Origin of the sequence: Candidatus Nitrososphaera evergladensis SR1 (assembly GCF_000730285.1) — an archaeon.
Taxonomy (GTDB): domain Archaea; phylum Thermoproteota; class Nitrososphaeria; order Nitrososphaerales; family Nitrososphaeraceae; genus Nitrososphaera; species Nitrososphaera evergladensis.
In genome coordinates this window covers 1366371-1390985 of the sequence record NZ_CP007174.1, presented here as the reverse complement: position 1 = coordinate 1390985, position 24615 = coordinate 1366371, and the positions used below count along the sequence as shown (strand labels likewise).

The following is a 24615-nucleotide window of genomic DNA, read 5'->3' as shown; positions in this document are numbered from 1 at the left end:
ATGTCAGGGTTAGCGCTGCACCGTAAAATGTACCTGTTCAGAGCGTGTGTGTAGTGCCAACCCTCTTTTTGCTGACTGCAAGCCCTCGTAGCGTTAAAAGCAACCAGATCTTTTTTTAGCTATGTTTTTACTGGTTTAATCAGCCGTAAAAGCTCTTGTCTATTGGCTTTGGCATGGCGTAGGTGAGGCTCTTTTTCATCGACTCGTACCATTCCTCCACCTCCTTGGTTATGGACGGCCTTGCCGCCCTGAGGGCCTGAGCAAAGTCGGTATTTGATATTGTGGGCGATTTTCTCTGCATGGCACTTACCGCCGCCTCGCGGCAGAGCGCAAAGAGGTCCGCCCCGCTGAAATTCCGGGTTGTCTGCGCAATGCTTGCCAGATCTACGTCACTTTCAAGAGGCATCGGCTGCGTTATTATCTTTAATATCTCAAACCTTGCCTTTTCGTCTGGCTGGCCAATGTAGACGATGAGGTCCAGCCTGCCGGGCCGAAGGAGCGACGGGTCAATGAGGTCAGGCCTGTTGGTGATTCCGACGATTATCACGCCCGAGTTGCCTGCGTCGTCCATCTCTGTCAGTATCTGGCTGACCACGCGCTCGTTTCCGGCGCCGTCCTCGCTCTGGCCGCGCGGCCTTGCAAGCGAGTCCAGCTCGTCAAACACCACGATGCAGGGCGAAGACGTCTTGGCTTTTCGGAATATCTCGCGTATTGCCTTTTCCGACTCGCCGACCCACTTTGAAAGGACTTCAGGTCCCCTGACTATTATGATGTTGGCGTTGCTCTCCGTGGCAAGCGCCTTGGCGATGAGCGTCTTGCCAGTGCCGGACGGGCCGTAGAGCAGTGCGCCCTTTGGCGGTTTTATTCCCATCTTGGAAAAGCTCTCTGGCTCTTTTATCGAGGTGATGAGGTTGTCATGCAGCACCCTCTTGGCGTCGTACAGGCCGCCCACCTCGGTCCACTTGACCCTTGCCACTTCGACGTAAAACTCTCTCATGGCAGTGGGCACGATCTCCTTGATGCCGTCGCGAAAGTCCTTTGTGGTTATCACCATCTGCTCAAGCACCTCCGGCGATATCTTGTCGCCTTCAAGGTCTATCTCTGGAAGGTAGCGCCTGAGAGCCTTCATTGCGGCTTCCCTGCAGAGCGCCTTGATGTCGGCGCCCGTGTAGCCGTGCAATTCTGACGCAAGCTCTTGCAGGTTGATGTCGTCGTCAAGCGGCATCCCCCTTGTATGTATCTGCAATATCTCTAGGCGGCCTTCTGCGTTTGGCACGCCTATCTCTATCTCCCTGTCGAACCTGCCGGGGCGCCTCAGCGCGGGGTCAAGGCTTTCTGGGCGGTTTGTGGCTCCAAGGACTATGACCTGGCCGCGCTCTTGCATGCCGTCCATGAGCGCAAGGAGCTGCGCGACGACGCGCTTTTCCACGTCGCCAAACGCCTCTTCCCTCTTAGGCGCGATTGCGTCAATCTCGTCGATGAATATGATGGAAGGCGAGGATTCCTTGGCTTCCTTGAATATGTCGCGCAGGCGCGCTTCTGTCTCGCCATAGTACTTGTTCATGATCTCCGGGCCGTTTATTATGAAAAAGTTGGCCTCTGACTCTGACGCCAGCGCCTTGGCGATGAGTGTCTTGCCAGTTCCTGGCGGCCCGTACATGAGGATGCCGCTATGCGGCTCTATGCCGAGCCGGGCAAAGACCTCTGGGTGGCGCATCGGCAGTTCAACAATCTCGCGCAGGCGCTTTATCTGCTCCTTCATGCCGCCAATCTCCTCGTAGGTGACGCGGGGCTTGCGGTCCTGCGCAGTCTCGGCCATTATGGCAAGCTTTGTCGAGCGCTCGACGCGGACTATGGCCTTTGGCGATATCTTTTGTACCTTAAAGTCCATCGAGTTGCCGAGAATGACGACTGAAATCTCGTCGCCCTCGCTCATCGGAAAGCCCTTGAGCCGGCCCTTTACAAACTCGCAGAACTCTTTGTCTACCGTAATGTTGCTGTCGCCTATAGGCATCAGCGTTATGCTCTTTGCAGCCTTGCTCTCTGCCTTTCGTACATTCAAAAGATCGTTCAAGCCGACGCCGGCGTTTTTCCGGGTCTGCCCGTCGATGCGGATAATGTCGGTGTCCTGTTCTTCATCGTCTGCAGGCCACGCGGTGACAGCAGTCGCACGCTTGCCGGTTATCTCTATCACCTCGCCGGGCTGGACGCCAATCTGCTCCATGTAGTGCGGGTCCAATCTGGCCCTGCACTTGCCCACGTCGCGGTGCTTGGCCTCAGCTACGCGCAGCTGCACCTGTGGAGATTCATCGCTACCTGCCTTGGCCTTCTTCAACCTGTACAAGCCTCCGGCGTTTTTGAGAATAACATCATCATTACTTTTACTACTTCATCTTGACCGACGCACGGCTGATGTTCATCACTTCAATCTCGCCGACGCCCTGCACGCTGCGGATGGCTTCTTCGAGCTTGTCCATCTGCCCCTCCGCGTCATCCAGCATAAAGTCGCCGACGACTGCGTTCAGGCCAAACGCTATCGGTTCCTTGGCGTGGCCTTTGAGTTCCATCCCCTGCGGGATGTTGCCTTTGAGCCCCTCCACGATTTTGTCTATGCTGATGTCAGCGTCAGCTGGAAGGACCTTTATCCTTGCCACTAGGCGCGCCATGTCTATGGACCCTCAAAACCGCAGCCCACGCACTTGTAGGGCCTTGCAAACTCGCGGCAGGATTCGCAGCGCCACATAAGGACATAGCCACAGTTTGGGCAGTAGAATTTTACGCATTCATCGTTAGGCATTATTGGCCTGCTGCATGAGGTGCAGACCGGCAACGACAGTTGCTTTGACATGACGGTCAAGTGAGCGAATCCGAATTTATATCTATCTAGCCGTCGACCAGCCGGCGGATTTCGTTGCCAAGGAGCGCTTTTGCCATCCTGCCTGCGCTTTTTACGTCCAGCATCTTGGCAAGGGCGGCCGTGTGAAAGTCAAAGTCGCCCGTTGACGATGCGTCTTCCAGCTTGTCCTTTGGTATTGCAGAAAACAGTTCATCAAGCGCCTTGTTGTCAAGCCTTTCCAGCAGGCGCCTTGCAACGAGCATCTTGGAAAATTCCTCACCAAACATCGCAGACCACCCCTTCTGGTACTCATCCAATATGCTGTCATCTTTTTTCCCGGCAGCAATCGCTTTTGCGATGCTTCTTCCTGCCAAGAGCCCGCCCGTGCCGCAGGTGTATATTCCGCCGGCGGTGGTAGGCTTGGTCTGCCCTGCCGCGTCTCCCACGACAACAGTGCGGCCAGACACAAAGCTTGCAATCGGGCCCATGACCCATATCGGCGCGTACACCTTGCGCACGACAGAATACGGGCCTTTTGCATCCATGTACGACTTTAATGCGCTTGCAGCGTTTATGCCCTTGCCGGCGACGCCCACCTTGCCCCTGCCGTCGCCTGTTGGTATCACCCACGCAAAAAAGCCGGGATATCTCTCGCTGTCAAACGCGACTTCAATTGCGTCGCGCTTTATCCAGGGCGCAAACACCTCGTACTGCGCCGACGAGAGCACGCCGTCGCGGTTTTTGTTTATTATCGAGGCGACGCCCCTTGCGTCAACGAAATAGTCACACGTAAAGTCACCCTCTGACGTTTTTACAATATATCGTGTGCCATCTTTATTAAAAGAGCGCACCGAGCACTTTACCCGGATGTCTGCGCTGGCCCTCTGCGCCTGAAGCGCCACCTGCTTGTCAAGGGCGCGCCTGTCAAGCACCACCACCTTTTGCTTCTCTGCAGACAGCTCAAAGCCGTTAGAGGGTGAAAGGATCCTGGCGCGCCTTATCCTGCTGTTTTCGACTGCGCTTGCATCAGGCACTATCCCGAGGTTTTTCATGCCCTCCATGCTTACAAGCCCGCCACAGTGTTCCGGTGTGCCTATCTCGGCGTCCTCTTCAAGAACTGCGACGGTGGCACAGGCCTTTGCCGCCTCCCTTGCGGCCATCAGTCCGGAAATGCTCCCGCCGGCTACAATTACGTCAAAGTGAGACAACGGCCAGCAAGGTATTTCTCGCTCTCTTAATTAAACTATGGAGTCTTGGATTTCAAGCAGGTGATGGTGATAAGAAGGGACCTTGGCATGGGCACGGGCAAGATAGCCGCGCAGGTGGCGCACGCCGCGGTGATGGCTGCCGAGCGCACCAAGCAGAAAAAGCCGGACTGGTTCGACTCTTGGTTTGAGGGAGGGCAGGCCAAGGTGGTCGTAAAGGTGCAGAGCTTTGAGGAGCTCATAGACGTCAAAAACCACGCCGAAAGCCTGAAACTTCCAGTGGTGCTCGTGCAGGACAGCGGCCTCACGCAGGTGCCGCCGGGCACGGCAACGTGCGTCGGGATTGGCCCTGCGCCGGCGGACCTTGTCGACAAGGTCACAGAGCGATTGAAACTGCTCTAGCGCCTGCTGACTATGAGGATTCCAATGATTATCAGACCGGTGGCGATGGCCTGAAACACGCTTATTGACTCGCCAAGCGCGGCTGCCGCTATCACTATTCCAAATATCGGAGTCATCGAAAACACGGCCATTGTCTTTATCGTGCCTATCCTTTTGATGCCGGCAAGGAAGAACAAGAGGGCGCCTCCAAAGCCTGATGCAGACAGCGTGATTATTATGAGCCACAGCTGCGCGCTAATGTTTCCAAGCGCGCCCCACTTGCCCGCAGCGGCAGTCACGCCAAGGAGCACCAGCCCACCTGCAAGCGACTTTATCATGGCCATCTTGGCAGGGCTGATGTCAGAAAACGTCGTCAGCTTTCTGCTGAAATTGTTGTCAATGGCCCAGAAGAACATGGACGCAAGGATCATCAGGTTGCCGGCGTTGAGTTCGATTATCGTGCCGGAGGAGAACTTCATGTCAGTTGTGGCCATGAACAACCCCACAATGACAAGCGCGACTGCGGCAAGTCCAAGCTTGCCATGCGGCCTTTCCCCAAAGAACAGCGACGACAGGATTACGGTAAACAGCACCTCGCCGTTTGCCAGGATTGAGGCGTCGGATGCCTCGGTCATCTGAAGACCGTGCAAAAGAAGGACGGGTGCAGCTACCGCCCCAAACGCGGTAATGGCAATCATGTAGCGCGCCTCTCGCCTTTGCAGGCGGAATGATGCCTTGGCAAAGGGCACAAGCGTCAGCCCTGCGATCACATAGATAACCGCGGAAAGCGCAAGCGGGTCGATGCTTGCAAGCGGCACCTTGGTGACTGCAAACACAGAGCCAAAGAGCGCCGAGGCTATCAATACCGACAGGTAGCCCAGGTATCCTTGCTGTTTCTTCTGTGTCCCTGCCGGAGAAGCCTGTTCGGGCGCAGTCAAGGGTTCAAGATACGCACGCCTCATATTTTAGCCCTACCTGCGTGGGCGCAGACAAGAGATATATTGGGACAAGCGTGTTTTTTCCGCGTTGTCAGGCAAGAGGTCTTCCCCTCCTCCGTCATCAAACAAGAAGATCATTATCTACGCCATCATTGGCATAGTGGCCGTTGCAGGTGTTTCTGCAACCTTTCTTGCAGGCGGGACCCCATCGGGAGGGCAGCAGTCGATGTCTTCGTCGCAGGCGGACTCGATAGCAAAATTCAAAGCACAATTTTGCGGCCCGGACCCCAAGGCCAATTCCAATACCTACGTAGCAGAAAAGGTGCTCCCATCGGAATGCCAGATGCCGCTTTCACTTTCTGTCGACAACGATGGTCGCGTGTGGTACGTCTCTACAAAGCAGGGCATACTTGGCAGTTATAGCCTTGCTGACAACAAATTCGCACAGTACCAGGTGCCCCAGTGGCCGGTGCGCGACAATCCAATCGAATTTAACATGTCATGGGCGACCAAGACCGACTCAAAGGGCAACGTCTGGTTTACAGACAATAACGAGCTTTTATGGCGCTTTAACACAACTTCAGGCACGTTTGACATGTTCAAAACGCCGGCTACAGACCCGATTTCGTTTGACTTTGACTCTGATGGTAATATTTACCTCGTAGGCGTAAGGTCAAAGTCCCTGTTTTTTGGTGACCTTTCCAAGATGAAGCCCGGAACGGCAGAAGGATTTACAGAGATCAAGCTTCCGCTTGACGCCTTTGCGGGCATTGATAATTTCCGCATCAGCTCGGGCTCCGTGACGGTTGACAGGGAACGCAACGTCGTGTGGACGTCGGTCCTTGCATTCCAGCTAAAAGGCGTAATCTACAAGTACGATGTTGAAAAGAACCAGACATCCTTGTACAACCTACCACAAGAGCTCACGTCGCCAGTAGGCATGACCGTTGACAAGGACGGCAACCTGTGGGGCACAGACCACGGCACCAGCATATTCTTTATGCTAGATCCGAGTGACGGCAAGGTGACAGAATATACAACTTCTGTCGCATCGCCAAAGATCTTTGGCGGCACGATGCCTCCAAGCGCATATACGCTTCCATACTGGATCGCGACTGCGCCTGACGGCAGAATATGGTTCAACCAGCACGAAGGCAACAAGATTAGCGTATTTGACAAAAACACAAAGATGCTCACAGAATACTGGATCCCAAGCCAGAACAAGCTGTGGGCCAACTGTCCCGACAACGCCAGCTCATGCGGGATTGCAAACGCGCTCCAAATGTCAGTGGGCCCACAGGGCCAGGTATGGTTCACAGAATGGAGCGAGAACAAGATAGGCACCGTAAAGACGGATGCTCAAGTCCCGTTCACGGTGTCCATACCCAACGACGAGGTAACCGTAAAGAGAGGCGACAGCGCAGAAATCAAAGTCAACGTCAACGCGCAGGGCGCATTCAACGGCAGCGCAGTTGCATCTGGCACGTTCACCCTCAACGGTGCTCTTGGCAACTCCACGGGCATTTTCAGCGAGCAGAACATATCCATTCCGGCAAATAGCTCAAAGCAGGTGTCGTTCGTGTTCACCCCTGCAGGCGACCTTGCCCCCGGACAATATACTCTGATGCTTGGCGCGCAAAATGACGAAGTGTCCGTGCTCAAAGCAGTCAGGGTAGACGTCGTGTAATTGAATAAATACGGCTTGTCCCAACTGACACTTGTCGTGCCAGACAACAACAGTAGTGATGATGACTACCCAGTTGTCATTAACGAAGACGGCATCAAGATCAAGACGGAGAGGATGGAGCAGGAAAAGCTCTATCACTGTGTCTTTGAAGACAAGGTCTACCTGTTTTACAAAGACGAGCTTGGGCTTTTGCACTGCTACGAAGTAGAGAACCCAGAAGCGGTGAAAGAAATAACCAAGAATCCAGGCGACATTGAAAACATCCTCAAGAAACACGCAGGGATCTGAGCAGATCATTGCTCGACAAACATTATATTCTACCTTGCCCAATATTGTGCACCTTGTCTACCAGCACCAATACAACCAGACCGCCAAAGGCATCTAACGAGATTTTTATCGGCAAAAAGCCATTGATGACCTACGTTACCGCCACGCTGGTGCAGCTGGCCAACGAACCGACGGTTGTCATAAAGGCCAGGGGCAAGAGCATCACCCGGGCTGTAGACGTGGCGCAGATAATTGTCAAGAGGATGGACACCATCGGCTACAAGATTGGCCCAATAAAGCTCGGCTCTGAGCAGGTGACGTCTGAGGACGGCAAGATGAGAAACGTGTCCACGATAGACGTGCCCATCTCGCGTACAAAGTAATAAAATAATATTTTATTATTAATTATTTTACTACTTTATTATTATCATCATTACCCCGTTTATCAAAAACTGGACGCCATAATACAGCAAAAGGCCGGCCAGCACAAGCATCAAGACCCGGTAGTATTTTGACTTTAGAACGGAACTTCCTTTTGACGCAAGGTACGCAGTAGCGGCAAGCCACACATAGTCCATCCACACGTGCATACCAAACAATAGCGCAGGGCCCGCCACAGCTCCAAAGGCAGCCGAATCAGATACCAGTTTCAGGCCGACTGTGAGCCACCAGACAAGAAAGAATGGATTGAGGGCGGAAAACATGACGCCGGCGGCAAACGGCCCATTCTTCCTTCTTACAGTCTCGGTCTTTCTTTCCTGTTTACTTTTTCTTGCAGTAGTTATGATGCCGACTATTTGCAGGATGGCAAAGCCAATTATTGACACGCCACCGATTATTGCTATCACGCTTGCATAGTCTGCGATAAAAGCCGAGGCGGAAAAGAGCCCTGCCGCAATTACGGCGATCACCACGATTTCGACAACCGCGTGTCCGTGCGCGACCTTGATTCCAGAAAGCGCGCCCTGTCTTGTCCCGTACATCATGTTTGCAACAAACAGCGGTCCGGGTGCAAGCACTCCCGAGGCCGATACTGCGACTACCTCTGCGCCAAAGGCAAGGACATCCATGTGCCATATGCGTAGCACATGCCCTCTCTGTTAGCCTTTGCGTACGGCATAACAAGGCAGAAATACTCCGGGCATTTTACAAAAAATATCACAATGGGAGGAGTAGACACCATAAGGACGCTAAAGCTGCTTGGCAAGTGGTCCGCAAACAGGGCAGTCGGCAGGAGGCGCCCTCTGATCGCAGTATTCAGCATGACCCATTACTGCAACTTTTACTGCCCCATGTGCCCCTTTGGAGACGCAGACAAGGAAGGCCAAATAGCGACTGCAAAGCGCAGGGACCTGACTACCGAGCAATGGAAGGCGGTCTTTGACAAGGTGTCAAAATACTGCGTATGGGCCATAGTGGAGGGAGGCGAGCCCACGAGCAGGCCGGACTTTATGGAGCTTGTGAAATACCTGCACGGACTGAAAATGCCCATTACGCTCATCTCCAACTGCTCGCTTTTGCACACAATCGACCTTGACGAGCTGAAAAAGCACATCCAGTTTGTCACGTGCAGCATTGATTCTACTTATGAGGAACCGTACTGCAAGGTGCGCGGCGTCAACCCGCACATGTACCGCAGGGTGATGGACAACCTGCGCCTTTTGACGGAGCACAAGGTCCCGCACTACCTCAACAGCGTCATCACGAAATACAACACAGAAGAGTTCATTGACCAGACGTATTTTGACAGGGCAAAGGAGCTTGGCGCAAGCGCAGTCTCGTTCACGTTTGTCGAGGACAGGTCAGACGTAGACTATTCGCTTTTGCCGGACAGACAGACAATGAACAAGGTGTGCGAAAGCATACTCGACTACATGGGCAAGCAGCAAAAAGCAGGAGGTTTGCCAGTCATGATCCCGCAGGAGTATTTCCAGCAGATACTTGAGCACGGCCGCGGGCTGTTTGACGAATGCGGCGTATGGAAGAGCATCTTTGTAAACGGCGACGGAACGGTGATGGTCCCATGCTGGAAGTTCAACAGCCCAGAAAACACGTACAGTCTCCTTGAGCACTCGGTGGACGAGATATGGAGCGCGCCGCAGTGGGACATTGCAAGGACGTGCCACGACTGCGAGGTGCTCGGCTGCATCTGGTATTCCTCGCAACCCGTGTCGACGTTTGCAAGAAACTATATGCGCGGCCTTGGCAAGATAATAAGCCAGGAGCGCCCAGAGCTTGCAGAGGCCGTCTAAGAGCCCTTTTGGCAGGCGCTACCGGACACTTGAAAGTCTATGACACGCTGGCGGCAAAAAAGAAGGACTTTGTTCCAGGAAGCGCTGCCGCCGCAGCAAGAATATTTCTCTGCGGGCCGACCGTGTACGACTATTCGCACGTGGGCCACGCAAGGATGCTCTTGTTTTACGACGCTGTCACGCGCTATCTGCGCTTTTTAGGTGCAGAAACCAGAGTCATCGTAAACATCACGGATATCGATCCCAAGATTTTTGCAAGGGCCAAGGCAGAAGGCATGGCGCCAAAAGAGCTTGCCACATATTACATTAGCGAGCTCTTGTACGACGCCGCGGCGCTTGGCATCGACGGCTTTGCTTTTGCGCGGGTGTCAGACCACGTGCACACCGCGCAGGCGCTTGCAAGGCGATTGCTTGACGAGGGCAAGGCGTACATCGCAAGCGGAAACGTCTACCTTGATGCCAAGAGCGCAGGCTTTGGCAGGCTGTCAAAGATGACGGACAAAGAGCTTGCAGACTGCCGGCTTGACATTGCGCCGGGCAAAAAGTCGCCGCTTGACATCCTGCTGTGGAGTACAAACGATGATTTTGGGATCAGCTTTTCCGACAGGGTGCTTGGAAGTGGCATACCGTGGTGGCACATGCAAGACACGTCGGTCGCGGTGGCCAGCTTTGGCGGCGCATACGACATGCACGGTGGCGCTGACGAGCTGGTGTACCCGCACCACGAATCGCACCTTGCGCAAATGAGCGCGATAACGTCCGAAAAAGAGCCGGTAAAGTTATGGACGCACGTCGGCCTTGTGTACGTCAAGGGAAAAAAGATGAGCAAGTCGCTTGGCAACGCCGTTGCCATCAAAAGGCTGCTGCAAGACCACAGTGCAAATGCAGTGCGGCTTTACCTCTATTCTACACATTATAGAGAGCGGCTTGACTTTGCAGAAAACAGGCTAGCCAAATATGCAGAGCTTGATGACATTATATCAAGTGCAGCAGACAAGAAATGCAAGCCGGCGCACATGAAGAAATTCATGCAAAAGATGGATGACGATTTTGACACGCAGGGCGCGATGAGGGTGATGCTTGAAGCCGCGCGTGCAGGCGCAGGCACCAGGGAGATGGCAGAGATCCTTGGCCTCAGATACTGATTACAGGTTAATGGAGGAAAACGAATGGGCGTTCTGTTCGCTGTGGTCAAAGAAAATAGAGATCAAGTGCGCCACTGCACTTGTCAACCCAAAGCTTGAAGGCGACTATTTTTTCAACAGGGCAACAGTCGAAAATTGTAATGTCCCGTACGAGCAGGTGGCACAGGTGTTCTGGGACGCAGGCATCGACTGCCACCTTTATTTCAGGTCGCAGCCACCACCAAGGCTGCGTATGGTAGACACTATGTACGTGTTAAGAGCGGCAAAAAAGAAGGCAGGGGAGCCCCGCGATAGCAGGAGAATAAAGATAACAGCAGCATGCAAGCCATCAGAAGTTGCGATATGGATAGACGTCTTTTGCAGGTCGTTTTCAGTTCCAGAATGGAAAGACGAAGTTGCGCGCATTATAACATCCAATGCAAAGAAACTAGAGCTCTTGCGGGCATACAATAATGAAAATAACATGCCAGCAGGGTGTGGGGCGCTCTTTACAACAAAAAACAACAGCATGACTGGCCTATACTGCCTTGGCACCGTTCCAGCGCAGAGGAGCAAGGGCGTCGCCAAGTCGATTCTGAATTTTGCCAGGGCACTTGCTGAAAAGCAAGGCACGCTCTTGTTCTTGCAGACGCTTGGAAGCGAAAACCTGCTTGGCTTGTACAAAAGCTCAGGGTTTGAAACAGCCTACACAAAGACGATTTGCGCTGTCCCGAGAATAACTTGAAGATATATTAAGCAGATTCTAATGCAGATAGAGACAAGATGCGTAGAAAGGTCAAGGTCGCCGTTGCCGGGATCGGCAATTGCGCTTCTGCTCTAGTCCAAGGCACCCGCTATTACCGCGAAAACCCAGACGCCAAGAAACAAGAGAGCGACTGGATAGGCCTGACAGCTTATAACCTTGGAGGGCTGGAGCCGTCAGACATCGAGTTTGTCGCGGCCTTTGACGTCAACGCAAGCAAGGTAGGAAAGGACCTTTCCGAGGCGATATTTGCCAAGCCGAACAACACCATCCGCATCATAAAAGAGATGGACAAGATGGACGTCAAGGTGCAAAAGGGCGAGGTCCACGACGGCATCGGCAGGCACCTTGCGCAAAAGATCAAAGTAGCAGACGGCCCGGCGGCAAACGTGGTGCAGGTGTTAAAGGACACGGGCGCAGAGATGCTGCTCAACTATCTGCCTGTCGGAAGCAGGCGCGGCACGCAATACTATGCAGAAGCGTGCCTTGACGCAGGGTGCGCATTTGTAAACGCAATACCGGTGTTTATAGCGTCTACGCCCAAGTGGCAGGACGCCTTTGCAGGGCGAGGCCTTGCGTGCGCCGGCGACGACGTCATGAGCCAGCTTGGCGCAACAGTGGTCCACAAGACGCTTGTCAAGCTGTTTGTTGACAGGGGTGTCAAAGTAAATGAAACTTATCAATTGAACATCGGAGGCGACATGGACTTTTACAACATGCTTGACGAAGAGCGCCTCGAAGACAAGAGGATAAGCAAGACGTCAGCAGTGGCAGCGATGGCCCCGTACGAGGTCCCCATGCGAATCGGCCCGTCTGACTTTGTGGGGTTCCTGGAAAACGACAAGATATGCTACATCTCGATAAAGGGCCAGTACTTTGGCGGGATCCCGGTGGAACTTGACCTGAAGCTGAAGGTGGTAGACGCCTACAACTCGGCCGGCGTCATGATAGATGCGGCAAGGTGCGCCAAGATAGCAATAGACCGGGGGATATCCGGCCCGCTTGACAGCATCTCGGCCTACTGCTTCAAGCACCCACCTGTCCAGATGCCGTACTCTGTAGCAAAGGCCAATTTCCTCGAATTCGTCGAGGGCAAGCGGGAACGCTAACTAGCTCTGATTAAAAATACTTGACTAAAAGGAAGCGCAAATGAGCGCCAGCACAGATAATTAGCCCTGCGTAAAATCTCATCCCAGAACCCACTTGGTCCACATCAAAAAGCTCGAGGTGTACGGGTTCAAGTCGTTTGGATTTCGCAACACTATCGTGCAGTTTGAGAAGGGGCTGGTCGCCATCACGGGCCCAAATGGCTCTGGCAAGAGCAACATCCTTGACGCAATCATGTTTGCCATAGGCGAGAACAGCCCCAAGGCCATGAGGGTCGACAAATTCCAGTCGCTGTTCCACGACGCCAACAACCCCGGCCACAGGCTGATACGCGTCAGTGTCACGTTTGACAACACGGACAGGGGCATCCCGATGGACGAGGACACGGTCACTCTGACTAGAGAGATGGAAGGCCAGAGCGGCGAATCGCAATACCTGCTCAACGGAAAAAAGGTGTCCAAGACTGCTATAATGGAACTGCTTGAAGTGGTGCTTTCGGCGCCAAACAAGCTCAACATCGTCCAGCAAGGCATGATAACTAGGATTTCTGAACTGAACTCTGAAGAGAGACGCAAGATAATCGAGGACATTGTCGGTCTATCGTATTTTGACGAGAAAAAAGCAGAGGCGCTAAAGCAGCTTGACGAGGCCGACAGGCGCCTTGAAGTCGCGTTTGCAAGGATGGGAGAGATCCGAAAGCGCATAGACGAGCTAGAGGCAGAGCGCAACGACCAGCTGCGCTACGAGCAGATAGGCTCTGAATTAAAGCGGTTCAAGGCGGTGCAGCTCTCAAACAACATCAGGGTCGTCAGGAGCAAGCTTGCCACCAGCACCCAGATACTGGACGGCAACAACCAGCGCTCGGCGCAGCTGACAAAGCATCTGGATGAATTAAGGCAGGAAATTGAAGGGCTTGAGACTGAAAAGGCCAAGTTCATGGAAGAGGTGGACGCGGCAAACAAGGCCAAGGCGCAGCTTGCCAGCAAGACAGCTTCCATAGTCCACGACTCGGAGCGCACCAAGGCAATGCTTGGCGAGTCGCAGCGCAGGATTTCCGACATTGAGAGGAGGCTGCCTCAGATAGAAGGAGGCAAGCAGGCAATTGTCCAGCGGGCAGAGGGTATGAAGGCAGACGCAGATAGGCTGCAGGCTTCGGTAGCCCAGAAAAAGGAAGCACTTGCCGCCCTGCGCGCAAGGCTGGACCAGATAAACGCGCAAGTCGAAGAAGTCTCGGCAGTGATTTCGCGCTATACAGGCTTGCGGCAAAAGCTGGAAGGCAGACTAAAGCGCATTTCGTCGCTCAAAAATTCAATCGAGGTGTCGGCGACAAGGGTCGAGGAAAAGCTCAAGACCAACGCGTACAAAAAAGACGCCGGCGACTCTGCCCTTGCGTCGCTTGCATCAGAAGTTGATTCTGCAAAAGCAAGGATAGCAGAGCTGCAAAAGTCGCTGGAATCTGACAAATCGCGCCTTCAAGAAACGATAAACACCATTAGTACGCTTGCAGAAACCAAGATTGCGCTAGAGCGCGAGCTTGCCGGCTCTGCCGCCATACTCTCAAAGGCAGACACGATGGCGACCAAGTTTGAGGAGCGGGCAAGCGTGGCCAAGCACGCCATGAACGAGGACTTTGCGATCGCAGAGCTTTCCAAGTACAGCGAGAAATTTGGCATCAAGGGAATCGTCCACGACCTGATAAGGTGGGACAAGGGCTACGAGCGGGCGGTCCTTGCGGCAGGCACGGAGTGGATGAAGGCGTTTGTAGTAGAGGATGTCAAGTCCATGATAGCAATAGCCGCGTACGCAAAGGAGAAAAAGCTTCCACGCCTTCGCATAATCCCACTTGACGTCGTCGCCCGTTACAAGTCCAAGCGTACGGAGGAATTCCGAGGCGACACGAACGTGGTCGGGCGCGTATCAGACTTTGTGTATTGCGAGTATGAAGCACTGCCAGAGTTTTTGTTTTCAGATTCTATCGTGGTCAAGAACTCGTCTGCGGCGTACATGCTTGCAAGGCAGGGCTTTAGGGCCGTGTCGGTAGAAGGCGAGTTGTTCGAGCCGGCAGGGGGCTCGATGGCGCTTGACTTTGGATCAAAGATCTCTGACCTGACAAAAGCCATCATACTCGGCGATTCGGTCGAGTCGCTTCGGGACATGCTTGGCAAGCTGTCAAAGGTTGTAGAGAAAAAGAACGCGCAGCTGCGCGAGGCTGCAGAGCGCATTGCATCGGCCGAGTCAGAGAAGATAAGGCTAGAGATCCAGATCTCAAGCAACGAAACCCGTCTTGCCCAAGAATCGGCGTCAATTGCAGGCAAGGAAAAAACGATGCAGGAGATGCAGGTGCAGGGACAGACGCTTGCGCACGAAGCACAAATACTGGAAGCAGAGCTTGAAAAATACAGGCGCAGGCTGACGCTAATTTTGCCCGCCGTTGACAGGCTGTCTGTGCGCCTGCAGGGAATCGACGAGTCAAACGCAAAGGCGCAGCTTGCAGAGATAAACGTCGAGCGCAACCAGATAGTGAAGCAGGCCGACAGCGCAAACATTGAGCTGAGCCAGATCTCAAGCTCGCTTGGCGGGATTGAAAGCAGGCTGGAATTTGACCAGCGCGAGCTTGTACAGATGGACGAGGAAAAGGAGCGACTGACTGCAGAGCTTGACCAGCGCAAAAAGCAGGTGGAGGAGATGCAAAGCAAGGCGCAGGCGCTAGAGACAGAACTAAAGGCCCTCAGAGACCAAGAACAGCAGATAATCGATTCTTCCGGCAACGCCTATTCTGTCCTGCAGGAGTACGAGCGCAAGATAAAGGGGCTCTCAGAAGAAGAGCGCAAGGTGTCAAAAGAGCACAACATCATCGAGCGAGAGTCCGCGCTCTTGCGCAAGGACGTTTCCGACCTGACAGCGCAGGAATCTCGCCTCGTAAACGACCTTGTGTGGCTAGGCTACAAGAACCTGCTTGACCCGATGGACGTAGAGGGCGGAATAAAAGAGCTGTCAGACGAGTACGAGCAGGTAAAATCTAGGATAAACCTGCGCGCCGACGAGTCGTACGTGCAGGTGATGGAAGGCTACAGGGGCATGTCCACCCGGCGCAACCAGCTTGAAAGCGAGCGCAACTCTATTGTCTCGTTCATAGAACAGATAGTGAAGGAGAAGAAAGAGATGTTCATGGATGCGTTTGGCAAGGTTGACGGCGACATACGCACAACATTTTCAAAATTAACGGGTGGAAACGCAAGGCTGGAGCTTGAAAACCCGGAAGATGTGTTTGCCGGCGGCGTGATGCTCCTGGTGGCGTTTCCAGGCAAGATCGCAAGGGAGTCGACCGCGCTTTCCGGCGGCGAGAAAACAATCGCCGCGACAGTGTTCCTGCTTGCGCTCCAGTCGTTAAAGCCGTCGCCGTTCTATCTTATGGACGAGGTTGACGCGCACCTTGACGCGCAGAACACTGACAGGCTGTCAAAGATCCTAGTAGAGCGCTCAAAGGACAACCAGATAATCATGGTGACTCTCAAAGACTCGACGGTGGCAAAGGCGACACTCATCTATGGCGTCTATCCAAGGCAGGGCGTGTCGCAGGTAGTGAAATACAGAAACCCCGGACAGGTGCCGCTTGCCCAGATCAACAGCAGCACCGCTGAGGGCAACTAGGAAAAAACGTGTGTTGCGATTCTACGAGAACTAGAGCTCATCTATTGAGAACTTGGACATGCATGACGTGCACTCGTAGATTTCCTTGCCCACGTCGCCGGAAACCTTGAACTTGACGATCGTTGTGCACTTGGGGCACTTGCCGTCTGTCATGCGGGCCCTGCTCATCGGCCGGGCTGCGGCCTTTCTTCTTCGGCTACCCATGTTTTATTACACCGGCAAGTAGAGCCACCGTTTTATAAACCAAATTTCTTCCCGCGAACGGATTTTATATCCAGTTAGCCCCACAAATTGCGTGCTCCTCCCAGAGTCTTGCTCCGTCAAGGTCGACGGGACCGAATGCCGCCTGCCGCCATCCTACGTTGTTTCCATAAAGTCCCACGACGGCGAGTACATGGTCGCAGTGGTGTGCGACGACCACAAGGACGGCCTTGAGCACAAGCTTGCGTCCATGCAAAAGGCAGGCAAGGCACCCGCAGGCAAGATTCACTTCCAGACAGTCAAGGCGGTAGTCACTGACTGCGTCGCAGGCATGGAAGAAGACTATGTGGAAATTGAGCTAAAGCGCGGCGTCAGTTCCGACAGAAAAAACCTGGCTGGCTAGTCCTTCTTCTTTTCAGCGCCATCTTTGGTCTTTTCCTTTTCTTCTTCATCATCTTCCTTGACGGCCCAGGGGAACCACCTGCCGATGAGTTTTCCCCAGTCTATCTTGAGCGAGTAGTAGATTATCAGGCCCATGGCCGCAATGCTTGCCACCGTGATTATTGCAAGCGTCGTGTTGTCCGTGCCTGACACGACATCCTGCACAAGCGGCCGGCCAAGAAAGACCGTGCTCCACACTATTGCTTCGTTCATCACCACCTTGCCCGCAAACGTAGAAAGCGCAAACTTCCACGGGCTGTACCGCGCAAGGCCAAGGGGTATGTAGACGATGTCATCAGGTACAGGAGTTGCGGCAGCTACAAAGGCTCCCGGCCACCCGTACTTGCTTACAAGCCTCTGCAAGGGAAGCATACGCTTTTGCGTCTGCTGGCTGAGCATTTTACGGCCGTAATAGCTGGCAAAAAATATGATGGTCTTGGCTATGACAGTGCCAAGCGCGCTCACTATGGCTATCATGTGAGGGTCAAACTTGTCGCTGAGCGCGGCCGCAAGGATTATCGGAAAGTATGGAACAGGCACGAACACGATGATGCTCCCGACAAAGCTTACCAGAAAGATACCGAGGTATCCCAGTTCGCCATCGAGCGGGAACAATAGGTCTGTGATGTCGACCAAGCGTAACTAGCTCTCGCGCTCTATCCCTTAATAATTAGTATGCCCTTCCAAACATGGCGACCTTCTTGGCAGCCTGCCCGCAGTAGATGCATTTTTCAGGCATGCCGTCCTGGTCAAATGGGATGACGCGAATGTCGGCCCCTGTCTCCTCTTTTACGGCCAGCTCGCATTTTTGGTCTCCGCACCAGCCTGCACGAGCAAAGCCACCCTTGCCCTCGATTATTGACCGAAATTCAGGGTAGCTTGCCGGGCTTGAAATGTAGCCGTCAAGGAGTGCTTTTGCCTTGGAAAAGAGGCTCTTTTGCACCTCTTCTAAAAGCTCGTTTGTCTTGTCGACAAGGCTCGTACGCGGCGACTGGATTTTGTTGTCACGAATATCGCGCCTGGCAAACTCGACCTGCCCCTTTTCAATGTCTCTAGCACCAATGTTGATGCGGAGCGGCACGCCCTTTAGCTCCCACTCGTTGAACTTCCAGCCGGACGTGTACTCGTCGCGGTCGTCAACGTGCACGCGGATTCCAGCATTCTTCAGCTCTTGCGCTATTTCGTTTGCCTTTTCCTTGACTGCCTGCGCGTCCTTGTCCTTGTGTATAGGCACGATAACAACCTGTATTGGCGCAATCTTGGGCGGCAGTATCAGGCCTTTGTCGTCGCCGTGCACCATGATTATCGCCCCGATGAGGCGCCACGAGACTCCCCACGAAGTTTGCCATGCAAGGTGCTCCTTTGTGTCCTTGCCGAGGTACTTTATCTCAAACGGTTTTGAAAAGTTCTGGGCGAGGTGGTGCGACGTTCCCATCTGGAGCGCCTTGCCGTCGGCCATCATGCCTTCAAGCGTTGTCGTGTATTTTGCGCCGACAAACTTTTCCTTGTCGCTTTTAAAGCCACGGACCGCAGGAACGGCAAGATGATCCTCGATAAGCTCGCGATAGATGGAAAGTATCGACATCACTTCCTGCTCGGCGTCGTCCTCGGTTGCGTGCACGGTGTGGCCTTCCTGCCAGAGAAACTCTGACGTGCGTATGAACGGCTTGGTCGCCTTTATTTCGGCGCGAAGGGCAGTGTTCCAGAAATTGATCTTTAGTGGAAGATCGCGGTAGCTTGTTATCCACTTTGCAAATATCGAGTACGCCAGTGTTTCAGAGGTGGGGCGCAGGGCAAGCCTTTCTCCAAGGTCGTTGTTGCCGGCTTGCGTTACCCAGAACACTTCGGGGGTAAAGCCTGCAAAGTGGTCCTCCTCCTTTGAAAGCAGGCCTTCAGGTATCAGCACGGGAAGAAAGCCGTTCTGGTGGCCGGTTTCTTTGAATCGCCTGTCAAGAATGTCGCGTATTGACTCCCAGACGGCATAGCCATAAGGCCGAAGAACGATAAAGCCCTTGACTGGCGCATAGTCGGCAAGGCCAGCCTTCATCACCACCTGCGTGTACCATTCGCTGAAATCGTCGCTCTTTTTGGCCGTGATGCCCACTGCTTCCTTTGGCGGCTGGGAACTCAATATGAATGTGCATCAGTTGTGGCAGGGTTTATGAAAGTTTCCTAGAGAGGCTCGCCCTTGCAGTACACCTGCCCGGAGATCCTGCTATGGAAGTTGCGGCAGACATAACACTGCACAAAGGCGATATCCTGCTTTAGCACTGGACAGGCGACCTGCTCCTGCTTCATGCGCTTTAACATCTTGGGGCTGACGCCTTTGATCTTTAGTTTACCCTTTTCGTCCATCATGCCCACGCTCTTTAGCTCCTCCTTTGCCTGCTCGGTAATTTTCGGGGCCTTTTCAACTGGCACGATTGGGACGAGGTGCTTTACGCCTTCTGGAAGAGCGTCACTCATATACGCCGAGACTTCGTGGTGGCAGTATATGACCCTTTGCGTTGTTGTTTATTAAAAATCGGTAATCCTTGTCTGCGACCTGAAATTGCGGTACAGCTGGCTGTGCCTCAGGATCTCTGCCCTTGATTGCGACATTGTCGAGCACGCAAACGCCAGCGCGCCATCAAAACCTTCAAACGCCTTTGCAGGTGTTTTGAGCGCCTCCCGCACGCCTTCCCGTATCTGCCACACTCCCACAGGCATCACGTACTCTGGATGGATCTCCCGCAGTACGAGTGCCGCCGCCTTTCTGCGCCTTTTCGACAGATGTTCGGCGACTGCAAGCCGCGCTGCAAAGTATGCGCCGGCGATTGAAGGGTAGTGGTCAAGGCCCCTCGCATCCTCGTAATCGGCGCCGGTAGCCATCTTGCCGTCGCCGGCGTACCACGATTCTATCATCTCAAAGCTCCATATGCTGTCGGGTATCAGTATGACAGAGTAATAGTTGCCAAGGTGCGAATACTGCCTCACTTCAAAGAGGTCAATGCTTTCGTTTGCCTCGTTCTGCCTGACGACGTTTGCAGAGATGATGTCGTCAGTCGCAGTTATGCTCCACCTTGTCGGCACCAGCTTGCGGTTCTTTTTCAGCCCAAGCATCCCGACGCTTAGGACCCTGTGGATCCTGCTTGTCTCTATTCCCTTTTTGTAAAGCTCCATCACCGCGTCTTTTGCGCGCAGGTCGCCGTCGTAGAACGCCGACTCGATTTTCTGGTCGGCTGAAAGCGACGACGCCTTGAACGTCTTGATAGGCGCGGCAGGCCCAAAGGGCGCCGCTTCCGTGTTCAGCCGAAGCTCGCGGTCAAGCTCCATGTCCGCAAGCGGCTTTTTCTCAAATGTTGCCTCGCTTTCCGCAGGCCTCTCTGACATGGCAAGCTCTTGCAGGTTTTCGATGTAGCGGCCTGACGTGTCGCCGACGTTTACGCTCATCACCCCGCGCACAAGGGACAGGCGCAAATTGGCAATCTCTTCAAGCGTCTTGCCCACCCACATCTCGGTTTTGTCATAGACCGTCGTGTCGCCATGCACGGGCGGTATCATCGGCCCGATTCGCACCTTCGGATAGCCATACCTTCCCACAAACATGGACGGCGGGCTGGCGCCATCAAGCGTGTCCATCGAAAGCCGGGCAGAGTTGGCAGTAAGGAACTGGATCCAGTTCTGCTCCAGTCTGCGCTTTATCTCTGCCGGCGATAACGACATGTGTATTATTGTTCAGAAAAAGATGACGCAGCGCTTGCTTATTTGCGTAGAGCTTGGTTAACTTTTTTTGCAAGTACGAACACACATATCATATACGCACGAAAATGAGCAAAGAAGAGAACGAAAATAATGATTTTGGCGGCAGGTTCTTGCAGATCCTAAACGACGGCATGTTGTGCCTTATGACAAGCGTGGGCCACAAGACAGGGCTCTTTGATGCGATGGCGCGCCTTTCGCCCTCCACAAGCATCGAGATCGCAAAAGCTGCAAAACTGAACGAGAGGTACGTCAGGGAATGGCTTGGTGCAATGGTCACTGGCAGGATAATCGACTATGAACCTTCAACGGGCAGGTACAGCCTGCCGGCCGCTCACGCGTCGTGCCTTACGCGCGATGCAGGCATTGACAACCTTGCCATGTTTACGCAGTACATTGCCCTCATGGGAAACGTCGAGGACGACATTGTAAAGTGCTTTAAAAAGGGAGGAGGCGTCCCGTATTCGGCGTTTCCAAAATTCCAGGAAATCCAGGCAGAAGAGACTGCCCGCGTCTTTGATGCAAGGCTGGTAGGCGACATCCTCCCGCTTGCTCAGGGGCTGACAGGCAGGCTCAAATCAGGAATAGACGTCCTTGACGTAGGCTGCGGCACGGGCCACGCCATCAACCTTATGGCAAAGGCTTTTCCAAAGAGCAGGTTCTGGGGCTATGACATTTCAAGGGAAGGCATAGGTGCGGCAAGGGCAGAAGCAAAAAAGATGAAACTCAAAAATGCCAAGTTCAAAATAGTCGACGCATCCAAGATAGGCGACCGGGAAAAGTTTGACCTAGTAACCGCTTTTGACACGATACACGACCAGGCAAGGCCCGCCAAGGTGCTAAAGTGCATCCACAGGGCCCTTCGCAAGGGAGGCACTTTTTTGATGCAAGACATTGCCGCTTCAAGCCGCCTGCATGAAAACATGGAAAACCCGCTTGCGCCGTCGCTCTACACGATTTCCACCATGCACTGCATGACAGTGTCGCTTGCGTATGGCGGAGAGGGACTTGGCACCGTGTGGGGCGAGCAAAAAGCAAAAGAAAAGCTGGCAGAGGCGGGCTTTGAAAGTATAGACGTCAGGCAGGTGGAAGGGGACATACTGAACTACTATTACGTCACGACAAAAATGTCGAAGGATTTATAGAGTTAACAGACCCACACCCTGCTGTCGCTTTCGGAGAACATGTACAGATATGGAGCCTGAAGACAAGTCAATACTTGCTGCAATTTACGCAAGCACGCTTGACCCTTCCGTGCAGGCGTACGACAGGCTCCGGGCAAAGCTGCCCGTGGGGAAAAAGTTCTTTGAAGAGAGGATAAAGCGCCTGGCAGAGATAGGCATGGTGGAAAAGAACAGCAGCCCGCCAAAATTGACGTTTATCGGCCGCGACGCGCTCAAGGTGGTGCTCGTAGGCGGGGTATTTGACCTGATACACCCCGGACACATCCATACGCTAAAGGCGGCAAAGGAAGTGGGCGACGTGCTTGTGGTAGTCATCGCAAGGACCGCCACTGCGCTAAAGATAAAAAAAGACCGCAAGATTTACCACGATGAAAACCTGCGTAAAGAGCTCGTAGAGTCGCTCAACTTTGTAGACCTTGCGCTCATTGGCAGGGAGGGCACTCTCTACGACACAGTCGAGTTTGTCAGGCCGGACGTGATTGCGCTTGGCTACGACCAGGCGCACAGCGAAAAGGATGTTGCAGAAAACTGCAAAAAGCGCAACCTCAACGTACAGGTGATCAGGCTGTCGACTCCGATACCGGGGTCAAAGTCGTCCAAGATAAAGGAAGAGCTTGGCGACACCATCTACGGCATCTGATGAGGACTGTTATTATTGTCTATCCTAACCTGCACCTTTATCCTGTCGCCGTTCTTTATCCCGACTGCGTCCTTTATTGAAACCGGCGCAATGACTTCAAGCATACTGTCGTCATAGTGTGTGCGCTCCAGGACAAGGACGGCGGCGTTTTCCATTGCGCCGTCGTTTATGGAAGCCCGGTAGCACTTTACCCATCCGTACGTGCGCGTCCCGTCGGAGAAGCCTTCGAGAAATATCGACGGGTGGCGCCCAAGCTCCCGCCTTGCATTCATGTACACTGGGTCTGTAAGGCGCACGTTGAGCGTGCCAGGATACGGCTCGTAGCCAAGTTTTTCAAGGAACTGCTTTTTGTAGCCTTCAAGCGACATGTAGTAGGCGCCCTCGCCCATGCCCGAAACAACGCTTCCTTCAAAGTCGATTGCGGCAGGCGCAGACTCTAGCGCCGATTTTAGAGATGCAAACAAGCTCTGGATCTCGGTGTTGCCCTTGTCAGTCACGCGCACGGCGAATTTCTGGCCGCGCCTTACCCGCTCTATATAGCCGGCCATCTCTAGATCCAAAAGATGCTTTGAAGCGGCCTGCTGGGACCGTCCGATATTCCTGCCAAGATCCGCGGTGGTCACTTCGACAAAATTGTGGCGAGCCCCTTTTGACAGGAGCTGCACCATAGTCAGTATGTGCTGCAGCTTTATTTCCGGCATTTAGTTCGTGATGCCCACGTCGCCAAAGGTCCGCACCTTGATGTCGCTTGGCTTGACTCCTGTTGTCCTGTGACCCACGACGTACTCGATGCCTGCCTTGTCGGCAGCCTCGACGAGCCTCTGGGTCACAATGCCGTCGATGACAAGGTACTTGGCACCTTCGGCAGAATCCAGCCTCTTGATTACCTCAGATACTGGAACCTTTAGCAGCTGCTTCATCGAGCCATCGAGTATCACTGCCTCCAGCGTCTCGTTTATCTGCGGATACACATCGCGGATTGCAGTCAAGAGCTCTGGCGCATCGTTTGCCGCTGCTGCAGATGGCTGTCCTGGCGTTACTGGGGCTTGTGCAGGCTCTTCCTGCTGTGAAGGGCCGTGGGAGTAGGACTCTTCTCGGTCCTGATAGTCGTCCCTCCTTCCACCATAGCCGCCGCCACGATCGTCGCGGTCTCGGTAGCCACCTCTATCTCTGTCGCGGTAGCCGCCGCGGTCGCGGTCCCTCCTTCCACCATAGCCGCCGCGGTCGCGGTCCCTCCTTCCACCATAGCCGCCGCCACGATCGTCGCGGTCGCGGCGCTCGTGCCTGCGCTCTTCTTGCTGCACAGGCGGCAGCTCTTGCTGATGAGGTGCTGCAGAAACGTCAACAGAGTAAGCGTCCTTTAGTATCTCGGAAACCTCAAGAGGCGTGCATTCTTCCACTTCTCTTCCAGTAGGTGCCCGGAGGACTTTGTCGATCTTGACTACGCCTGCCAGCTCTTTGAGTATGAGGTCGCCAGCCCTGTCGCCGTCAAGGAAGGCAATCACCTTCTTGCCTTCCGTCAGTTTTACGACAGTCTCGTCAATCTTGGCGCCCTCGATGGCAATCGCGTTGTCATAGCCAGCGCGAAGCAGGTTGATGACGTCTGCGCGCCCTTCCACGAGTATTATCCACTCTGAATCAAAAACTCCTGTTCCGCACGCAAGCTGCGCCTTGCCGTAGGCGGTGAGCTTGCCGGGCTTGCTTGCATCATAGACGTCCTTGAGCATCTCCTCGCCCTCCGATATGGTCTTGGTCGCCCAGTCCTGGACTATTTTCTTGGCCCTGTCGACAATGACCTTTTTCTTGATGGCGCGGATGTCGTCGATGCCCATCAGCTGGAACTTGGCCTGGAACGGGCCGACCTTGTCGATGCTCTCTATGGCCGCAGCGATAAGCGCGGCGGTAGAGATGTCGGTGCTCATGGGTATCAGCGCGTCGCCCTTGGCCACGTTGCCCTTTGTCTCGACGTTTACTTCAATTCGTCCAACCTTTGATACTTTTTGCAGTTCGTTGAGGTTCATCTCAGGTCCAAGGAGACCTTCGGTCTGTCCAAAAATAGCACCGATAATGTCGGCCTTCTCGACCAAACCATCAACTTCAAACTTTAGCTTAACATGATACTTTACGATTCCTGTGCTAGGCAATTTTTCTTCATAACCTCGTTTACTGGTTTGTCCGTAACTAATTGAAATTCGCT

General features: G+C 53.8%; 25 protein-coding genes. 12 read left to right on the top strand and 13 right to left on the bottom strand.

Going from position 1 to position 24615, the window contains the following annotated elements; all coding sequences use genetic code 11:
• Positions 1-139 precede the first annotated feature (139 nt).
• The 4 genes from NTE_RS07395 to NTE_RS07380 are packed head-to-tail and all read right to left on the bottom strand — an operon-like array spanning position 140 to position 4044.
• The gene (locus NTE_RS07395; protein ID WP_148700438.1) at positions 140-2335 is read right to left on the bottom strand and encodes a CDC48 family AAA ATPase; all 2196 of its coding nucleotides are present in this window, start codon (positions 2333-2335) and stop codon (positions 140-142) included.
• Between the two features lie 49 nt (positions 2336-2384).
• Positions 2385-2666 (bottom strand): elongation factor 1-beta, encoded by a 282-nt coding sequence (locus tag NTE_RS07390; RefSeq protein WP_148700437.1) that lies wholly within the window; start codon positions 2664-2666, stop codon positions 2385-2387.
• 2 nt (positions 2667-2668) lie between these two features.
• Positions 2669-2848, bottom strand: a complete 180-nt coding sequence (locus NTE_RS07385) for a zinc finger domain-containing protein (RefSeq protein ID WP_148700436.1) — start codon at positions 2846-2848, stop codon at positions 2669-2671.
• A gap of 35 nt (positions 2849-2883) precedes the next feature.
• On the bottom strand, positions 2884-4044 hold the full coding sequence (locus tag NTE_RS07380) for a geranylgeranyl reductase family protein (protein ID WP_193354095.1): 1161 nt from the start codon (positions 4042-4044) through the stop codon (positions 2884-2886).
• 63 nt (positions 4045-4107) lie between these two features.
• Between NTE_RS07380 and pth2 the strand changes: the two genes are divergently transcribed.
• Positions 4108-4443 (top strand): peptidyl-tRNA hydrolase Pth2, encoded by a 336-nt coding sequence (gene pth2 / locus NTE_RS07375; RefSeq protein ID WP_148702079.1) that lies wholly within the window; start codon positions 4108-4110, stop codon positions 4441-4443.
• Here pth2 and NTE_RS07370 read toward each other — a convergent pair.
• Positions 4440-5360 (bottom strand): DMT family transporter, encoded by a 921-nt coding sequence (locus NTE_RS07370; RefSeq protein WP_226987232.1) that lies wholly within the window; start codon positions 5358-5360, stop codon positions 4440-4442. The two genes, pth2 and NTE_RS07370, sit on opposite strands and share 4 nt — an antisense overlap.
• Positions 5361-5448: 88 nt before the next feature.
• On the opposite strand from NTE_RS07370, the gene NTE_RS07365 reads away from it, so the two are divergent.
• From NTE_RS07365 to NTE_RS07355, 3 genes are read left to right on the top strand one after another with little or no spacing between them, the layout of a single operon-like run.
• Complete coding sequence (locus NTE_RS07365) at positions 5449-7047, top strand: NHL repeat-containing protein (RefSeq protein WP_148700434.1); 1599 nt, start codon at positions 5449-5451, stop codon at positions 7045-7047.
• A gap of 36 nt (positions 7048-7083) precedes the next feature.
• Positions 7084-7335, top strand: coding sequence for a hypothetical protein (locus tag NTE_RS07360; protein WP_148700433.1), 252 nt, complete (start codon positions 7084-7086; stop codon positions 7333-7335).
• Between the two features lie 53 nt (positions 7336-7388).
• Positions 7389-7697, top strand: coding sequence for an AlbA family DNA/RNA-binding protein (locus tag NTE_RS07355; protein WP_226987231.1), 309 nt, complete (start codon positions 7389-7391; stop codon positions 7695-7697).
• Positions 7698-7727: 30 nt separating this feature from the next.
• Here the strand turns inward: NTE_RS07355 and NTE_RS07350 are convergent, their stop codons facing one another.
• Positions 7728-8402 carry a LysE family transporter gene (locus NTE_RS07350; RefSeq protein WP_226987230.1) on the bottom strand — a complete coding sequence of 225 codons (675 nt, stop codon included), beginning with the start codon at positions 8400-8402 and terminating at the stop codon, positions 7728-7730.
• On the opposite strand from NTE_RS07350, the gene NTE_RS07345 reads away from it, so the two are divergent.
• The 5 genes from NTE_RS07345 (at position 8403) to NTE_RS07325 (ending at position 16211) form a co-directional block, all read left to right on the top strand.
• Positions 8403-9566 carry a radical SAM protein gene (locus NTE_RS07345; RefSeq protein ID WP_148700432.1) on the top strand — a complete coding sequence of 388 codons (1164 nt, stop codon included), beginning with the start codon at positions 8403-8405 and terminating at the stop codon, positions 9564-9566.
• Positions 9567-9595: 29 nt separating this feature from the next.
• Positions 9596-10711 (top strand): class I tRNA ligase family protein, encoded by a 1116-nt coding sequence (locus NTE_RS07340; RefSeq protein ID WP_158385247.1) that lies wholly within the window; start codon positions 9596-9598, stop codon positions 10709-10711.
• Positions 10695-11435, top strand: coding sequence for a GNAT family N-acetyltransferase (locus tag NTE_RS07335; protein WP_148700430.1), 741 nt, complete (start codon positions 10695-10697; stop codon positions 11433-11435). The genes NTE_RS07340 and NTE_RS07335 overlap by 17 nt, the downstream gene beginning before the upstream one ends.
• A gap of 38 nt (positions 11436-11473) precedes the next feature.
• Positions 11474-12562: an inositol-3-phosphate synthase gene (locus NTE_RS07330; RefSeq protein WP_148700429.1), complete on the top strand. Its 1089-nt coding sequence runs from the start codon at positions 11474-11476 to the stop codon at positions 12560-12562.
• A gap of 94 nt (positions 12563-12656) precedes the next feature.
• The gene (locus tag NTE_RS07325) at positions 12657-16211 is read left to right on the top strand and encodes a chromosome segregation SMC family protein (RefSeq protein ID WP_148700428.1); all 3555 of its coding nucleotides are present in this window, start codon (positions 12657-12659) and stop codon (positions 16209-16211) included.
• Positions 16212-16241: 30 nt separating this feature from the next.
• Here the strand turns inward: NTE_RS07325 and NTE_RS16505 are convergent, their stop codons facing one another.
• Positions 16242-16415 carry a hypothetical protein gene (locus NTE_RS16505; protein ID WP_158385245.1) on the bottom strand — a complete coding sequence of 58 codons (174 nt, stop codon included), beginning with the start codon at positions 16413-16415 and terminating at the stop codon, positions 16242-16244.
• 91 nt (positions 16416-16506) lie between these two features.
• On the opposite strand from NTE_RS16505, the gene NTE_RS07320 reads away from it, so the two are divergent.
• Complete coding sequence (locus NTE_RS07320; protein WP_148700427.1) at positions 16507-16815, top strand: hypothetical protein; 309 nt, start codon at positions 16507-16509, stop codon at positions 16813-16815.
• Here NTE_RS07320 and NTE_RS07315 read toward each other — a convergent pair.
• From NTE_RS07315 to NTE_RS07300, 4 genes are read right to left on the bottom strand one after another with little or no spacing between them, the layout of a single operon-like run.
• On the bottom strand, positions 16812-17489 hold the full coding sequence (locus tag NTE_RS07315) for a YqaA family protein (RefSeq protein ID WP_148700426.1): 678 nt from the start codon (positions 17487-17489) through the stop codon (positions 16812-16814). The two genes, NTE_RS07320 and NTE_RS07315, sit on opposite strands and share 4 nt — an antisense overlap.
• Positions 17490-17523: 34 nt before the next feature.
• A complete protein-coding gene (proS, locus tag NTE_RS07310) occupies positions 17524-18984 on the bottom strand; it encodes a proline--tRNA ligase (protein ID WP_148700425.1) in 1461 nt (486 codons plus the stop codon).
• A gap of 41 nt (positions 18985-19025) precedes the next feature.
• Positions 19026-19319, bottom strand: a complete 294-nt coding sequence (locus NTE_RS07305; RefSeq protein WP_148700424.1) for a hypothetical protein — start codon at positions 19317-19319, stop codon at positions 19026-19028.
• Positions 19320-19370: 51 nt separating this feature from the next.
• A complete protein-coding gene (locus NTE_RS07300) occupies positions 19371-20558 on the bottom strand; it encodes an Nre family DNA repair protein (protein WP_148700423.1) in 1188 nt (395 codons plus the stop codon).
• Positions 20559-20662: 104 nt separating this feature from the next.
• Here NTE_RS07300 and NTE_RS07295 point away from each other — a divergent pair, with 104 nt between their 5' ends.
• On the top strand, positions 20663-21739 hold the full coding sequence (locus NTE_RS07295; protein WP_148700422.1) for a class I SAM-dependent methyltransferase: 1077 nt from the start codon (positions 20663-20665) through the stop codon (positions 21737-21739).
• A 49-nt stretch (positions 21740-21788) separates the two neighbouring features.
• Positions 21789-22418 carry an FAD synthase family protein gene (locus NTE_RS07290; protein WP_148700421.1) on the top strand — a complete coding sequence of 210 codons (630 nt, stop codon included), beginning with the start codon at positions 21789-21791 and terminating at the stop codon, positions 22416-22418.
• On the opposite strand, the gene NTE_RS07285 is transcribed toward NTE_RS07290, so the two are convergent.
• Positions 22406-23119 carry a DUF120 domain-containing protein gene (locus NTE_RS07285; protein ID WP_148700420.1) on the bottom strand — a complete coding sequence of 238 codons (714 nt, stop codon included), beginning with the start codon at positions 23117-23119 and terminating at the stop codon, positions 22406-22408. The two genes, NTE_RS07290 and NTE_RS07285, sit on opposite strands and share 13 nt — an antisense overlap.
• Positions 23120-24562, bottom strand: coding sequence for a DNA primase DnaG (gene dnaG / locus NTE_RS07280; RefSeq protein WP_148700419.1), 1443 nt, complete (start codon positions 24560-24562; stop codon positions 23120-23122).
• Positions 24563-24615: the final 53 nt, after the last annotated feature.

What these genes read in the sequence shown, in the direction of transcription:
- pth2 (WP_148702079.1), top strand. Translation starts at nt 4,108, where the DNA reads ATGGTGATAAGAAGGGACCTTGGCATGGGCACGGGCAAGATAGCCGCG.
- NTE_RS07300 (WP_148700423.1), bottom strand. Translation starts at nt 20,558, where the DNA reads ATGTCGTTATCGCCGGCAGAGATAAAGCGCAGACTGGAGCAGAACTGG.
- NTE_RS07330 (WP_148700429.1), top strand. Translation starts at nt 11,474, where the DNA reads ATGCGTAGAAAGGTCAAGGTCGCCGTTGCCGGGATCGGCAATTGCGCT.
- NTE_RS07295 (WP_148700422.1), top strand. Translation starts at nt 20,663, where the DNA reads ATGAGCAAAGAAGAGAACGAAAATAATGATTTTGGCGGCAGGTTCTTG.
- NTE_RS07385 (WP_148700436.1), bottom strand. Translation starts at nt 2,848, where the DNA reads ATGTCAAAGCAACTGTCGTTGCCGGTCTGCACCTCATGCAGCAGGCCA.
- NTE_RS07345 (WP_148700432.1), top strand. Translation starts at nt 8,403, where the DNA reads ATGCCCTCTCTGTTAGCCTTTGCGTACGGCATAACAAGGCAGAAATAC.
- NTE_RS07390 (WP_148700437.1), bottom strand. Translation starts at nt 2,666, where the DNA reads ATGGCGCGCCTAGTGGCAAGGATAAAGGTCCTTCCAGCTGACGCTGAC.
- NTE_RS07290 (WP_148700421.1), top strand. Translation starts at nt 21,789, where the DNA reads ATGGAGCCTGAAGACAAGTCAATACTTGCTGCAATTTACGCAAGCACG.
- NTE_RS07305 (WP_148700424.1), bottom strand. Translation starts at nt 19,319, where the DNA reads ATGAGTGACGCTCTTCCAGAAGGCGTAAAGCACCTCGTCCCAATCGTG.
- NTE_RS07285 (WP_148700420.1), bottom strand. Translation starts at nt 23,119, where the DNA reads ATGCCGGAAATAAAGCTGCAGCACATACTGACTATGGTGCAGCTCCTG.
- NTE_RS16505 (WP_158385245.1), bottom strand. Translation starts at nt 16,415, where the DNA reads ATGGGTAGCCGAAGAAGAAAGGCCGCAGCCCGGCCGATGAGCAGGGCC.